The organism is Flavobacterium sp. T50_26 (assembly GCF_057652995.1).
In genome coordinates this window covers 81,191-96,708 of the sequence record NZ_JBYFCC010000017.1, presented here as the reverse complement: position 1 = coordinate 96,708, position 15,518 = coordinate 81,191, and the positions used below count along the sequence as shown (strand labels likewise).

Annotated in this window: 8 protein-coding genes; 4 read left to right on the top strand and 4 right to left on the bottom strand. The window is 35.8% G+C overall.

Annotation, left to right across the window (positions count from 1 at the left end):
* A partial coding sequence (locus AC23MC_RS11420) for a SprB repeat-containing protein (RefSeq protein WP_487568420.1) occupies window positions 1–4,130 on the bottom strand: 4,130 nt, incomplete at its 3' end.
* A 155-nt stretch (window positions 4,131–4,285) separates the two neighbouring features.
* On the opposite strand from AC23MC_RS11420, the gene folE reads away from it, so the two are divergent.
* The 4 genes from folE to lgt all read left to right on the top strand — a co-directional run bounded on the left by folE (window position 4,286) and on the right by lgt (window position 8,214).
* The gene (gene folE / locus AC23MC_RS11415) at window positions 4,286–4,957 is read left to right on the top strand and encodes a GTP cyclohydrolase I FolE (RefSeq protein ID WP_487568421.1); all 672 of its coding nucleotides are present in this window, start codon (window positions 4,286–4,288) and stop codon (window positions 4,955–4,957) included.
* Between the two features lie 309 nt (window positions 4,958–5,266).
* The gene (gene cysS / locus AC23MC_RS11410) at window positions 5,267–6,748 is read left to right on the top strand and encodes a cysteine--tRNA ligase (protein WP_487568422.1); all 1,482 of its coding nucleotides are present in this window, start codon (window positions 5,267–5,269) and stop codon (window positions 6,746–6,748) included.
* Window positions 6,749–6,980: 232 nt separating this feature from the next.
* Window positions 6,981–7,205 (top strand): membrane protein insertion efficiency factor YidD, encoded by a 225-nt coding sequence (gene yidD, locus AC23MC_RS11405; RefSeq protein WP_291092234.1) that lies wholly within the window; start codon window positions 6,981–6,983, stop codon window positions 7,203–7,205.
* A gap of 82 nt (window positions 7,206–7,287) precedes the next feature.
* Window positions 7,288–8,214 carry a prolipoprotein diacylglyceryl transferase gene (gene lgt, locus AC23MC_RS11400; RefSeq protein WP_487568423.1) on the top strand — a complete coding sequence of 309 codons (927 nt, stop codon included), beginning with the start codon at window positions 7,288–7,290 and terminating at the stop codon, window positions 8,212–8,214.
* Window positions 8,215–8,677: 463 nt separating this feature from the next.
* Here lgt and secDF read toward each other — a convergent pair whose 3' ends face one another.
* The 3 genes from secDF to gyrB form a co-directional block, all read right to left on the bottom strand.
* Complete coding sequence (secDF, locus tag AC23MC_RS11395) at window positions 8,678–11,644, bottom strand: protein translocase subunit SecDF (RefSeq protein ID WP_487568424.1); 2,967 nt, start codon at window positions 11,642–11,644, stop codon at window positions 8,678–8,680.
* Window positions 11,645–11,835: 191 nt separating this feature from the next.
* Window positions 11,836–12,771, bottom strand: coding sequence for a malate dehydrogenase (mdh, locus tag AC23MC_RS11390; protein WP_487568425.1), 936 nt, complete (start codon window positions 12,769–12,771; stop codon window positions 11,836–11,838).
* A gap of 30 nt (window positions 12,772–12,801) precedes the next feature.
* Entirely contained in the window at window positions 12,802–14,742 is a 1,941-nt protein-coding gene (gene gyrB, locus AC23MC_RS11385) for a DNA topoisomerase (ATP-hydrolyzing) subunit B (protein ID WP_487568426.1), read from the bottom strand.
* Between the last annotated feature and the right edge of the window lie 776 nt (window positions 14,743–15,518).

Here is a 15,518-nt window from a genome sequence, read left to right as displayed (position 1 = left end):
GTGGCCTGGTCCGAAGATCCTGTGATGCCTACAGGCGTAACAACTGTCCAGGTGTAGGTTGTGCCAGTGGGGACAACCTCTGGTGAAGCCGTAACAGGAGTTACTGTAAAAGTGTCTTCTGAACAAATTGTCACCACTTTGTTGTTGATTATTGGAAGCGGATTAACCCTTACTGTGATAGTAAAAGTATCCGTACAAATAGTTGGTGTTATACCCACAGAAGCTGTTACTGTATAAACTACATCTAACTCCACTTCTGTTGAATTGGTCAAGGTTTGACTAATAGTTGTTTGTGGAGTTGCTTGATCTGCTGCTCCACTTATTCCGGCAGGAGCCACAACCGTCCAAGTAAATGTTGTTCCCACAGGAACTAAATCTGTTCCGGCTGAAGTTGGTGTTACTGTAAAAGTTTGGTTAGAACAAATAGAAGGCGTAAAATCTGAAACACTTGGTTTTGGATTAACCGTAACGGTTACCTCAAAATCATACGTACATATATTTGGAGCTGAACCAACAGAGGCGGTAACGGTGTAAATTACATTAATCGCCACATTGGTTGTGTTGGTTAACGTTTGGCTAATCGTCGTTTGTGGATTGGTTTCATCTGCTGCACCCGTTATTCCAGCTGGTGAAACAACTGTCCAGGTGTACGTAGTTCCGGTTGGAATTACATTAGAACCCGTAACACTTGGTGTTACTGTGAAAGTATCTTCTGAGCAAATTACCTCAGTAATATCTGCAATGTTGGGACTTGGATTAACAGTTAAGGTAAAAAATGTCGTTCCAAAGACTGTAGGATCTGCAATTTCTTCAACACGGACATAAATTGTTTCGTTCGTTCCATTGTATGCGTTTGCAGGAGAAATTGGTGCTGCACCAACATTTGCATCGGGTTGATTCGTGTGATAGGTTATATTATATAACGTTGCATCTAAACCACCTAAAGCATCATCATTATTCTCTGTTAAATCGAAAATTTCAAAATTATTACCTGGAGTTACTTCATCACATAAAACTAAATTTAAAGCATCAGGATCTAAAACACAAGAATCCCATTCTATTTGAAAAGGTTTAATTCGGTTACAACCAGTATTATTATCTAAAACTCCGGCAAATATTGTTTGCGGATTGCTTGTTGAAATAAAATCGGTAGGATTTGGAATTTGATTTAATAATAATTCTGCATCACTTTCTGTTAAAAAGTAACCAATTGTAAAATCAAAAGGACCACCTCCGCCAATCAATACAGCATCATTTTCTGTTAAGTCAAAAAGGTTTTCACACTCATCTAAATCATCAGGATCTGCACCCGTGTCCGGATAAACCTCTATCTCTACTTCTCTTTCCACATCTGTAATTTGCCCACATTGGTTGTAGGTTGCAACAGCTGTGTAGGTTCTTGTTTGTGTAGGGCAAACAGTGATATTTAAATCTGAACTATAAAATGCTCCATCTTCTAACCATTGGAAAGTTGTTGCTGAAGGTCCAGAAGGTGTAAAACGCCAAGCTTCATTGGAAGCTGACCAAGTTCCAACATCCCTACCAGGAGCTGTTAAAGACGGTGGATTTGCTCCTCCACCTTTAATACCAATAACTCCCTGACCATTATTCCAAGTACAACTACCAACATTTCTTCTTTTTACATAAACTTCAATAATATTTGATATTTCATATAAAACAATTTGATATGTTTGCTCACCATAAGTATATCCACAACTAAAAAGACCAAGGTTATCAAAATTTATAATTAATTTTCTACAAGGATACGCTCCTACTAAAGCGTAATTTATACTCTTAACAACACCAGCTGGAGGAGTCACACCAGTATTAGTATCTTGATAAACTCCCATAATAACATTTTTAAATGGTCTGTCTATACCAGGAGGTCCACCAGGGAAATTATTGTTTGCGAGTGGAGCTTGTGTTATTTGCCATGCTTGACCTCCTTGATCTGGACCTGGATAATTTGTTCCAAAATTAATAGTACCATTATCACCAAATTGAACTTGATTAAAAACATTACCGTAAAAACAAAAATCAAAGGGTAATGGAAAAACTGCTGAGAATGAATCATCGACAGTTAATGAAAATTGTGTAAAAGAAGGATCATTAAATGGGGCTTGAGGACAATAATCAATTTCACTCACTGTGTAAGTTGTAGTTGATCCTAAATCAATATAAGATGCAGATAAATCTACACATTCTCCTACCTCACAAATTGCCCCCACTGAATTATTTAATAAAACATCCCCTGCTAAAACGGTTGCACAACCGTTCAAATTTATTGTGATGGTTACACTCCCAATTAGCGGTGCAGTACATCCGGGAGGATTTTGAAAAATACTTATTAAATTAAATATTGTTGTGGATGTTAGAAAAGGAGTAGTAAACGAAGCTGTACCAGCAGCATTAATAGGTATATTGTAAAAAGCTCCTGTGCTAGACTGTAAAGTAATATTAGTATTTGGTGTTCCAGTAAACGTTAACACTGTAGAACCCGGGCAAATTGTTTGATCACCACTAGTAAATGCTGCAGTTGCCGTAATTGATTGAACCGTAACCGTAACTGAGGCAGAAAGATTACAAGTAGTTTCAGTTGTAAATGTTATATCATCAATTGCAAAATCATTTCCGGTAGGGTTGAATTCTCTATCGTAGATACATATTTCTGCTAAGGCATCAGTTCCTGAATTCCAAGTGTAAGTTCTTTGCACCCAACCACACGCAGTTGATGGAGCAAGATTTGAACCGATAGACACCCCATTAATCAGTACTTCTATGTTGGCAGGGTTAGGTGTATCAACTGTTTGAATCCAATAAGAAAACGTATAATTTTGACCTGGTGTAACGGGCACAGTTTGACACCAAACTTTATCGTTTCCTGAATTTGCAATTGAACCATCTACAACCATCATATTTCCTGTTCCTGTTGTATGATCTGCACAACTAGAAAAATCTACAAACCAAGATTGAGAATTGGTAACAACTCCATAAGCTCCTTGAACTCCTGAAGGATTTACAGGATTTAAATATTGATAATCGGTTGTAAAACCAGTGTTACCTAAAGAAAAATCACCATTAAAAATTAAGTTTCTTGTTGTTACTGTGGTGGTATTTACTGTATATGTTGTTGTATCAGTTGGACTAACGATGATTGAAGCACTAGTTGGATCGGAAATTGTTGGGTCTGCGGGTACGGCTGTCCAAAAATAATCGTCTGCTCCGGAAGCTGTTAACGTTGCCGACTCATCCAAACACATTGGCCTGTCTGGTGTGATGGTCAAATCATTTGGTTCAGTAATTACAATTCCAGTAGCGTTTACGGTATTAGAATCGGTATCTGTTACAGAAACGGTATAAGTCCCTGCAGGAAGTCCCACAAATATTCCGGTTGTATGGGTTAGATTAATTGGTCCTGCTATTGAATAGGATACATACGGTTCTGTTCCGCCATTTGCATAAACTACTATTGAACCGTCATTTTGACCAAAACAAGAAACATTTATAGCAGAATAATGAATTTCCAATGGGTCTAATCTTTCCAATGAAATATCATCAATTGCAAAATCATTTCCAACACCACTCTGATTAATATTGTATAACTCAAATCGTCTGTTTGGAGCTCCCGGCTCTGTTACTGTATAAACAAAACTCACTTCTTGCCAGTTGGTTGTAGGGTCTGTCACCACATAACTAGCACTAAAATAGGTAGCGGCCGCAGCCATAATTCTAAAACCGATTTCCGGTTGCGGATTGGTATTGTTTACAGAACGAATAAAGAATTTAAAACGATACGTTTCACCTGCTAGAAGCGTAATATCACCATTAGTTTTCCAAAAAACTTCCGATTGACCTGATGCTCCATCACAAACCATCATTAATCCTGTGCCTGTTGAATGATCGCCAGAAGTGACAAAATTTGTTGTGTTTAATAAATAAGGATCATTGATAATTGCGTACTGTCTTGGAACACTATTTGCCTGACCAGCTCCCGGATTTATAAAATTATAATCGGATTGGAAACCAATTCCGTTTCCTTGCTCAAAATCTCCGTTCGGAATTAAATTCTGAGCTTCTAAAAAGCTGATTACAAAACAACTAAACAAACAAAATAGTATTCTTATATTCATGATTTGGAATTTTTAAAGCCGGAAATTTACATATTTTTAACTTATAATTATCTTAAAATTTCTAATTTTTACAATTCCTTTTTTTATGTCAAAAAATTTCTATGTTTTGTTTATCTTTGCAGACTTTATAAGTCTACTTATTTATATTATATTTAATGAATAACAACGATACTTTTTCCGATGAATTAGGCGAAAACCACATTGGTACATCTGTGGATAATCCTGTAAGAAAAGATGCTTTTGATTTAACGGATGATCAAAAAATTGAACTAATCAAAAAAGATGTAACCAATATCTTGACCACACTTGGAATGGATTTGAATGACGACAGCATGAAAGGCACACCAAATCGCGTGGCAAAAATGTTTGTGAAGGAAATTTTTGGAGGGTTAAATCCTGCAAAAAAACCAAGCTCTTCAACTTTTGAAAACGGTTATAAATACGGTGAAATGTTGGTTGAAAAAAACATCACACTTTATTCTACTTGCGAACATCATTTGTTACCTATAGTAGGAAGAGCTCATGTGGCCTATATTTCTAGCGGAAAAGTAATTGGTTTGTCTAAAATGAACAGAATTGTTGATTATTTTGCAAAACGCCCACAAGTGCAGGAAAGACTTACGATGCAAATTGTGAAAGAATTACAGAAAGCATTGAATACAGAGGATGTTGCTTGTGTGATTGATGCCAAGCATTTGTGTGTAAATTCAAGAGGCATCAGAGATATTGAAAGCAGCACAGTAACTTCTGAATTTGGTGGAAAATTTAAAGAAGATAAAGTTAGACGAGAGTTTTTGGATTATATTAAATTGGATACGAAGTTTTAGGGAGAAGTAGGTTTCAAGTTTCAGGTTTCAAGTTTCGGGTTGAAAGATTGACTAGAAATTGAAAGTTAGCACTGAGCCCTAGCCCCGATAGCAATGGAAATCCTTGCGGAAAAAAAAGTATATTTTTGTTAGTGTTTTTTTGCGACCAACGGAAGCACAAAAAACACTTAGAAAAATAACTTTTTTGACGAAAGATTGAAATGGATAGCGGGAATAGCTTCTTATGCAGTCGCTCCCGATAGTTATCGGGATTAGTCGTAGTTTTCAGTTGGGAGTAAATAGTTTGGAGTTAAAATTATATAAATAATAATGAAATTATACGAAAATCAAACCTTAAAAATATACAATTCGCTTTCGGGTGAAAAAGAAGTTTTTAAACCAATTCACGAAGGAAATGTGGGAATGTATGTGTGTGGACCAACGGTTTACAGCAATGTTCACCTTGGAAACGTGCGGACTTTTATGAGTTTTGATGTGATTTTTCGTTATTTTCTTCATTTGGGTTATAAAGTTCGCTATGTGCGAAATATTACCGACGCCGGGCATTTGGAAAATGATGCTGAAGAAGGTGAAGACCGAATTGCCAAAAAAGCCCGCATAGAGCAATTGGAACCAATGGAAATTGTGCAACGTTATACAGTTGATTTTCATACGATTTTGCACAAATTGAATTTTCTTCCGCCAAGTATTGAGCCTACAGCAACCGGTCACATCATTGAACAACAGGAGATTATACAAAAAATTATTGATAATGGGTTTGCGTATGAATCGAATGGTTCTGTTTATTTTGATGTAAAAAAGTTTAATGAAACGCATCATTACGGAAAATTGAGCGGCAGAAATATTGAAGACATGATTGCGAATACGCGTGATTTGGACGGTGTTTCGGATAAAAAGAGTCCGCAGGATTTTGCTTTATGGAAAAAAGCCGAGCCACAACACATTATGCGTTGGCCTTCGCCTTGGGGAATTGGTTTTCCGGGTTGGCATTTGGAATGTACAGCAATGAGTACCAAATATTTGGGTGAAACTTTTGACATTCACGGTGGTGGAATGGATTTAAAATTTCCGCACCACGAATGTGAAATTGCTCAAAACGAAGCGTGTACAGGTCATAGTCCGGTAAATTTTTGGATGCACGCCAATATGTTGATTTTGAATGGTAAGAAAATGGCAAAATCTACCGGAAATTTCATTTTGCCGAATGAAATTTTTAGTGGTGAAAATGAAATTTTAAGTAAATCGTTTTCGCCAAATGTCACGCGTTTTTTTATGCTTCAAGCACATTATAGAAGTGTTTTAGATTTTTCTAACGATGCGATTGTTGGTTCCGAAAAAGGATTTAACCGATTGATGGAAGGAATGGATTTATTGAATAAATTAAAAACCGGCTCCTCCTCTACTTTAGACATTTCAGCTTGGAAAAAAAGTTGTTATGAAGCGATGAATGACGATTTTAATACACCTATTTTAATTGCTCAGTTATTTGAAGGTATTCGTTTCGTGAATTTGATAAACGACGGAAAAGAAACGATTACGGAAAATGATTTGAATGAACTGAAAGCAACTTTGAACGGATTTATTTTTGATGTTTTGGGAATTACAGACGAACAAACTACCAACGATAATTCTGAAAAATTAGAAGGTGTAGTTAATTTGATGATTCAAATGCGAAACGAAGCTCGTGCTAACAAAGATTTTGCTCTTTCGGATCAAATTCGTGATCAACTTTTGTCTGTTGGAATACAGTTGAAAGATGGGAAGGATGGGACGAGTTTTAGTGTGAATTAGAAGGTTACGGGTTGCGGGTTGCGGGTTTTTGCAAAGTTGTGATTCCGTAAGACACCTCCCCCCGACCCCCTCCAAAGGAGGGGGAGACGTGATGTTAAAAGTTTATGCTAAATTGGTAAGTTTGAATCTGTGCTAATCTATTTTTACGTAGCTATCAAAATCTACGGAAATCTATTAAATCTAAAAAATCCGTGTGCCATTGAGTTAGTTTTATTCAAAAACACCAAAATCAATGCTAAAAAAAATAATTCAGTTTCCTTTTATTTTTCTGATTCGATTTTATCAAACGGTTATTTCGCCGCTCACTCCGGCGACTTGTCGATTTGAGCCTACTTGTTCACATTATTCGGCAGAGGCAATTCAGAAACACGGCGTTTTAAAAGGGATTTGGCTTTCTGTAAAACGAATTTCCAAATGCCATCCGTGGGGAAAAAGCGGTTATGACCCTGTTCCCTAATTTCATTTTTTAAGAATTAATTAAATGTTCGAAATTGCAAGTTCTGCGAAATTCGTTTACATTTACGTCAAATAACATATTTATGGTTACATCGTTTTTGGCTTTTGTCTGGAATCCGTCTGAAGGAATTGAAATTGGTTCTTTTGTAATTCGCTATTATAGTTTGATGTTTGTGGTTGCTTTTGCGTTAGGCTGGTATATCATGAAACATATTTTTGTGAGAGAAAATGAACCTTTGGAAAAATTGGACAGTTTATTTATTTATACTGTAATTGCCACTTTAATTGGTGCTCGATTGGGACATGTTATTTTCTATCAATCTGAGTTATTTAGAGAAGATCCATTGAGTATTCTCTTGCCTATTCGAACAAAACCAGAATTTGAGTTTACCGGTTTTTCAGGATTAGCAAGTCACGGAGCAGCAATTGCCATTATTTTGTTTATGATTTATTTTAGTAAAAAAATCATGAAACAATCGTTGTTATGGGTTTTAGATCGTGTTGTAATTCCTGTGGCGAGTGGAGCTATATTTGTTAGATTGGGAAATTTTTTCAACTCGGAAATTGTTGGACATGAAACTAATTCTGCATTTGGAATTAAGTTTGTGCAAGATTTTTATAGTAAAAATGATGCGGTTTTAAATACTAAAATTGCTAATCCGAAAGAAGCGTATAAAGCTATTTCTGAAAATCCGGATTATGCTTTTTTATTAGATAAAGTTCCGGCTTTGCATCCATCGCAATTGTATGAAGCATTTGGTTATGTTTTTGTTTTTCTGATTTTGTTTTTTATGTATTGGAAAACAGAAGCCAGAAAAAAAGAAGGTTTACTTTTTGGAATGTTCATGGTTTTACTTTGGTCGGTTCGATTTGTAGTTGAATTTGTAAAAGCTAGCCAAGGTGGTTTTGAAAAATATCCTGTCTTTAATGCTTTAACAACGGGACAATGGTTAAGTATTCCGTTTGTTTTGATTGGATTGTATTATATTTTTAGACCGAAGAAAGTTTAATTTTTTTTATATTTCTCATTATATAAACCGGCTTGATGTCGGTTTTTTTTGTTTTAAAAATAAATTGAATACATTTTGTTTCTCTTTCTTTTACGTAAAATATAAGTGATTCGAGATAAAACTGACCATTGTTCAAACTTATATGGTATCCTTTTTAGCCCCGATTGTAGTGGAAATCTTTTTGTTGAGAGCTTTGCTCGAGAACAAAAAATTGGAACGGAAAGCGGGAATATGGTTTACTGAAAAAGCCCGAACCATTCGCTTCTAATTGTTATCGGTTGTCGGTTGTCTGTTTTCTGTTGACGGATAACAGACAACGGACAACAGTTAGTAAACTCCAAATATTTATTTATTGTGTCTAACGTGAGGTTTTTTGAAAAGGTAAACGTTTAACTTTTTGGTTGGAATGAAAAAAACAAAACCCGACACAAGGCCGGGTTTATATTAAAAAAGTAAATAATTACTATTCTTCTTTCTTTAAAGCTTTTCTTCTTTCTTCTTGTTTGTTTACTGTATCAGCCATGATTGGCGTTGCAATAAATAAGGAAGAATATGTACCAACCAAGATACCAACTAAAATAGCGAATACAAATCCACGGATAGTTTCACCACCTAAAATAAAAATAGCAAATAAAACAATTAATGTGGTTAATGAGGTATTGATTGTTCTACTCAATGTAGTGTTCAATGCTTTATTAACTAATTGGTTAAAATCACCATTTTGAGTTGATCCTAAAAATTCACGTACACGGTCAAAGATAATTACAGTATCATTTAATGAATAACCGATTACTGTTAGAATAGCTGCAATAAAAGCTTGGTCTATTTCCATGTTAAATGGTAAATATTTCCAAAATAGTGAATAAACTCCTAAAACGATAATAACATCATGTGTAACAGCTGCAACAGCTCCAAGAGAAAACTGCCATTTTCTAAAACTGATCAACAAATAAATAAATACGACAAATAATGAGCCGATGACAGCCCAATATGAATCTGTTTTAATGTCTTCTGCAACCGTTGGACCAACTTTTGATGCTTGCAAAATTCCATATTCTTTTCCGTCTTTATTAACTACAAACTCTTCGTAACTCATATTAGAAAAGTAAGATTTTAATCCTTCAAAAAGTTTTTCATTAACTTCTTTATCAACACCTTCACTTTCTTCGGCAACTTTATATTTTGTTGTTATTTTTAACTGATTTCCGGTTCCAAACGTTTTAGCTTCCACGTTAGTTCCAAACGTTTTGGTCAAAGCTGAACTCACTTCACTCGCAACAATTTCTTTATCAAATCTGATTTGGAAAGTTCTTCCTCCAACAAAATCAACACCTTGATTTAATCCGTTTACAAAGAATATAGAAACTAATGAAACCACCACTAATACGCCTGAAATAGCATAAGCAATTTTCTTTTTTCCTAAGAAATCAATATTCATGTTTTTGAACCAATTATTAGACATCGGTGTAGAAAAAGTCAACGTTTGATTTTTTCTCAAACTCCAATCCAACATAAGTCTTGTAATAAAAATAGCAGTAAACAATGATGTTCCAATACCAATTAACAATGTTGTAGCAAATCCTTTAATTGGACCTGTTCCGAATACTAATAAAATTAAAGCTGTTAATGCAGTTGTAATATTAGCATCAAAAATAGAAGACATTGCTCCTTTCCATGTAAAAGCATAGGATACAGATTCGTCTAATGTTTTTCCTTGATCAAGTTCTTCTTTAATTCTTTCATACAAAATTACGTTTGCATCTACCGCCATACCAATGGTTAAAACAATACCCGCAATACCAGGCAGAGTCAATACAGCACCTAAACTTGCTAAGATTCCGAAGATAAACAAGATGTTAACTAATAATGAAATGTTAGCATAAATACCAGCTTTTCCGTAGTACATAATCATCCACAAAACAACAAGTAACATTCCGATTAAGAAAGACAACATACCATTATCGATTGCTTCTTGACCCAAAGATGGACCAACTACATCCGATTGAACAATATCTGCTTTAGCTGGTAATTTACCTGCTCTTAACACGTTAGCTAAATCTTTTGTTTCTTCAATTGTAAAGTCTCCAGAAATTTCTGAACGTCCTCCTGCAATTGGTCCGGAAGAAACTCCTGGAGCAGAATAAACCACATTATCTAAAACAATGGCAATACTACTTTTTTGAGTAAAAGCTCTACCTGTTAATTCTTCCCATTCTTTAGCACCTTTTCCATTCATTTGCATAGAAACGGCTGGTTTTCCAAATTGGTCAAAAGTATCTCTGGCATCTACTACTACTCCACCGCTAATTGCTGGTTTTGAAGAACGTCCGTCAGATTTTAAAGCATATAATTCAACTGCTTCAACTTTTTCTTTTTTATCATTATCTATAGTTGTTGGTTTTCCCCAAACAAAACGAGCAAAACGCATTTCCGGAGTCATCAACGATTTGCTGCTGTCTCTGTTTAAATAACCGTTAACGGCTGCTGTGTCTTTTGGTGCAAAATAGCCTAAAACCGGTCCTCCACCATACGAAATCATTTTATCAAATAAAGGATTGTTACCTTTTGCACTTGCTAAAGAATCTTTAGATGCATCTGTTAACAAAGAATCAATTCCTGTTTTAGTGGTTTCTTTTGTATCAACTTTTACTTCAGTTGCTTTTAAAGCTTCATTTAATTGTCCTAAATAAGGAGCAACTTCTTCAAATTTATACGTTTCCCAAAACTCTAATTGAGCTGTACTTTGCAATAATTTTTTAATACGGTCAACGTCTTTTGCACCAGGTAATTCTACTAAAATTCTTCCTGTTTCACCTAATTGTTGAATATTAGGTTGCGTTACACCAAATTTATCGATACGTTTTCTAAGTACTTCAAAAGCACTTAAAACAGATTCGTTAACCTTTCTTTTGATGACTGCTTTAACCTGAGCATCAGACATTTTTAAATCTATTTCACCATCTAAGTTTTTGTTGAAGAAAACATCCGGAGAAGCTAATTTTACTTTCCCTTTTGATTCTGCATCAAACGCTTCAAAAAAGGCATCCAAATAGGTTTGGTTTCCTTTGATATTTTTGGTTGCATCGGCTAAAGCTTTATTAAAAACCGGATCTTGAGAATCATTTGACAATCCTACCAAAATATCTTTTACAGATATTTGAAGAATTACGTTAATACCTCCTTCAAGGTCAAGTCCTTTGTTGATTTGTTTTTCTTTAACTTCGTCAAAAGTATAATCTGTAAACCCTAAGCTAAATACTTTTTCTTTACCGATAGAGTCTAAATATTTTACTTCTTTCGTTACATCGTCTCCGGCAAATGCTTTAGCATCGTCTTTTACTTTATTAGCGACAAAGGTGAATGAAAGTTGGTAAATACATACCAATGCAAATAAAATTGCGAAAAATTTAATAAGTCCTTTACTCTGCATTATTACTCGTATTAATTAATTTTTGTTGGTTAAAGTTTTGATTTATAAGCAAAAAGAAAATAAGCAACTCTTTTCGATTTTATAAAACGTGCAAATATATAATTATGAATAGGATTAACCAATTTATTTATCGATTAATCTCAAAAAAAAGACTGCAAAAATGCAGTCTCTTCTATATTATGTGAAAAATATTATGCTAAAACTGATTTTAAATCAGCATTCATTGCTCTAACTGCATCGGCACTTTTGGCAAATTTTGCTTTTTCTTCTTCGTTCAAGTCAATATCAACTATTTTCTCAATTCCGTTTTTACCGATGATACATGGCACACCGATACAAATATCGCTTTGACCATATTCACCTTCTAAAAATACAGAACAAGGAATCATTTTCTTTTGATCGTTCAAAATGCTATCCACTAAATAAGCTACAGATGCTCCCGGAGCATACCAAGCTGAAGTACCTAACAATGCTGTTAAAGTTGCACCTCCAACCATTGTATCAGCCGCTACTTTATCTAATTTTTCAGTTGATAAAAATTCCGAAACCGGAACACCATTGTAAGCTGCTAAACGAGTCAATGGAATCATTGTTGTATCACCGTGACCACCAATTACCATTCCGTGAATGTCATTAGCAGGTTTATCTAATGCTTGTGACAAATATGTTTTGAAACGTGAACTATCTAAAGCTCCACCCATACCGATGATTCTGTTTTTTGGCAAACCTGTTGCTTTCAACGTTAAATAAGTCATCGTATCCATTGGGTTTGAAACCACAACTACAATTGCATTTGGCGAATGTTGTAACAAACTTTCTGCTACTGATTTTACAATTCCGGCATTAATTCCGATTAACTCTTCACGAGTCATTCCCGGTTTTCTTGGAATTCCTGATGTAATTACAACCACATCACTACCGGCAGTTTTTGAATAATCATTTGTGCTTCCTGATACTTTTGTATTAAAACCTAACGTAGTTTGTGTTTGCATGATATCTAAGGCTTTTCCTTCGGCAAAACCTTCACGGATATCTAACAATACAATTTCGCTGGCAATTCTTCTGTAAGCAATTGCATCGGCACATGTTGCACCCACGTTTCCTGCTCCTACAATGGTAACTTTCATTTTATTAATTTTTTATATTTATACAATAGTTTATGCATCAATTTTAGCATAAACCGCATTTTTCTCGATAAACTCTCTTCTTGGCGGAACCTCATCTCCCATCAACATAGAGAAAACTCGATCTGCTTCGGCCAAACTATCAATAGTAACTTGACGTAGCGTTCTGAAATCCGGATTCAATGTGGTTTCCCAAAGTTGCTCCGCATTCATCTCACCCAAACCTTTATAACGTTGAATCGCAGCAGAACCTCCCATACGTTGATTAATCATATCACGTTGATCATCATTCCAAGCATATTCTTTTTTGTTTCCTTTTTTCACTAAATATAAAGGTGGTGTTGCAATATAAACGTGACCTCCTTCAATCAATTCTTTCATAAAACGGAAGAAGAATGTTAGAATCAACGTAGAAATGTGACTACCATCCACGTCGGCATCACACATAATAACTACTTTGTGGTATCTTAATTTTTCCAAGTTTAAAGCTTTTGAATCTTCAGCTGTTCCGATGGTTACACCCAATGCAGTGAAAATATTTCTAATCTCTTCGTTCTCAAAGACTTTGTGATGCATCGCTTTCTCCACATTCAAAATCTTACCACGAAGCGGTAAAATTGCTTGAAATGCTCTGTCACGACCTTGTTTTGCCGTTCCACCTGCCGAATCTCCCTCGACTAAGAAAATCTCACATTTTTCAGGATCTTGTTCAGAACAATCCGAAAGTTTACCCGGTAATCCACCACCGCCTAAAACGGTTTTACGTTGCACCATCTCACGAGCTTTTTTCGCTGCGTGACGAGCTTGTGCTGCCAAAATTACTTTTTGAACAATGATTTTTGCATCATTTGGATTCTCTTCCAAATAATTCTCCAACATTTCCGCAACCGACTGACTCACCGGAGAAACTACCTCACGGTTTCCAAGTTTGGTTTTTGTTTGTCCTTCAAATTGAGGCTCTTGCACTTTTACCGAAATAATCGCAGTTAATCCCTCACGGAAATCATCTCCTGAAATTTCAAATTTTAATTTATCTAATAAACCTGAACTATCGGCATATTTCTTCAACGTACGCGTTAATCCCATACGGAAACCTTGCAAGTGCGTTCCTCCTTCGTGTGTGTTGATGTTATTTACATACGAAAAAATATTCTCCGAATAACTCGTATTATAAACCAACGCCACTTCCACCGGAATTTCGCCTTTTTCATTATCCATGCTAATCACATGCGAAATGATTGGCTCACGGTTTCCATCTAAAAACTTAACGAATTCTTTCAATCCTTCTTTCGAATGGAACGTTTCAGTAACTAATTCGCCTTTGTCATCCAAATGTCTTTTATCACACATCGTAATCGTGATTCCTTTATTCAAAAAGGATAACTCACGCATACGAGCGGCCAACGTATCATACGAAAACTCGATCGTTTGTGTAAAAATAGTCGTGTCTGGCTTAAACGTAACCATTGTTCCGCGTTTGGTAGTTTCACCAATCTGCTTCACAGGATACAACGCTTTTCCACGTTCGTATTCTTGTTCGTATATTTTACCGTCTCTAAAAACGGTCGCTCTCAAATGGTCAGAAAGTGCGTTCACACACGAAACCCCAACCCCGTGAAGACCTCCGGAAACTTTATACGAATCTTTATCAAACTTACCTCCTGCTCCAATTTTGGTCATAACAACCTCAAGAGCCGAGACACCTTCTTTTTTATGAATATCTACCGGAATTCCACGTCCGTTATCTTCAACCGAAATAGAATTATCTTCGTTTATAAAAACCGTAATGGTATCACAATGTCCGGCCAACGCCTCATCAATCGAGTTATCCACAACCTCATAAACCAAGTGGTGCAAACCTCTCACACCTGTATCGCCAATGTACATGGAAGGACGCATTCTCACGTGCTCCATTCCCTCTAATGCCTGAATACTATCTGCTGAATAACTATTCTTTTTGATTTCTTCGCTCATATAAATTTAATGCTAAAATGTATTTTTTGTCAAACACGCAAATATACGGAATTGTGAGGGATTTTCTATGTTAACTCCATCACAAAGAAGATAAGTTATTAACAAATTGTTGATTTATTTTTACTGTTTTGTGAAGATTTTTTCTCTTAAATTTCTAAAAAAATATTGATTTGGGCGTGCCCCTCCGACAAGCTACGGGTCAGGCTTTCCGTTGCAAGTCCTCGTCCAAAGGTTGGTTTTTGTCGGATTGTGCTCGGCTTCTTTGGTCGCCGGCACAAACCGCAAAAACTCAACCTTTGTCCTGCGGGCTTTTCACTTCAATCCTTCACGCGGTTTTGTGCATCAAGGTGCTATTAATCAAATTTGCTCCTACACCAAAAAAAAAAGCGTTCCAGCTAAACGAAGTATCAAAAATTCGAAGCTTATAAATTTAAAACTTCATCACAAACACCCAGCCGTGTCATTTCGACGAAAGGAGAAATCACATTAAATAGATAACCCAATATTGGCCTAGCGTAACTTGCTAAACGATATGTGATTTCTCCTTTCGTCGAAATGACACAGTAAACCGCATAATCATTAAATAGGAGAAAAAACAACAGCTCACGAAGTCTCACGACTTCGCAGCTTTTAAATAAAACCTCATCACAAAACCCAAGCCGTGTCATTTCGACGCTAGGAGAAATCACATAAAGTAGATAACCCAATATTGGCCTAGCGAAGCTTACTTAACGTTATGTGATTTCTCCTCCGTCGAAATGACACAGTAAACCGCA

Coding starts and splice junctions, on each gene's coding strand:
- lgt (WP_487568423.1), top strand. CDS start 7,288: ATGGTTACATCGTTTTTGGCTTTTGTCTGGAATCCGTCTGAAGGAATT.
- folE (WP_487568421.1), top strand. CDS start 4,286: ATGAATAACAACGATACTTTTTCCGATGAATTAGGCGAAAACCACATT.
- cysS (WP_487568422.1), top strand. CDS start 5,267: ATGAAATTATACGAAAATCAAACCTTAAAAATATACAATTCGCTTTCG.
- secDF (WP_487568424.1), bottom strand. CDS start 11,644: ATGCAGAGTAAAGGACTTATTAAATTTTTCGCAATTTTATTTGCATTG.
- yidD (WP_291092234.1), top strand. CDS start 6,981: ATGCTAAAAAAAATAATTCAGTTTCCTTTTATTTTTCTGATTCGATTT.
- gyrB (WP_487568426.1), bottom strand. CDS start 14,742: ATGAGCGAAGAAATCAAAAAGAATAGTTATTCAGCAGATAGTATTCAG.
- mdh (WP_487568425.1), bottom strand. CDS start 12,771: ATGAAAGTTACCATTGTAGGAGCAGGAAACGTGGGTGCAACATGTGCC.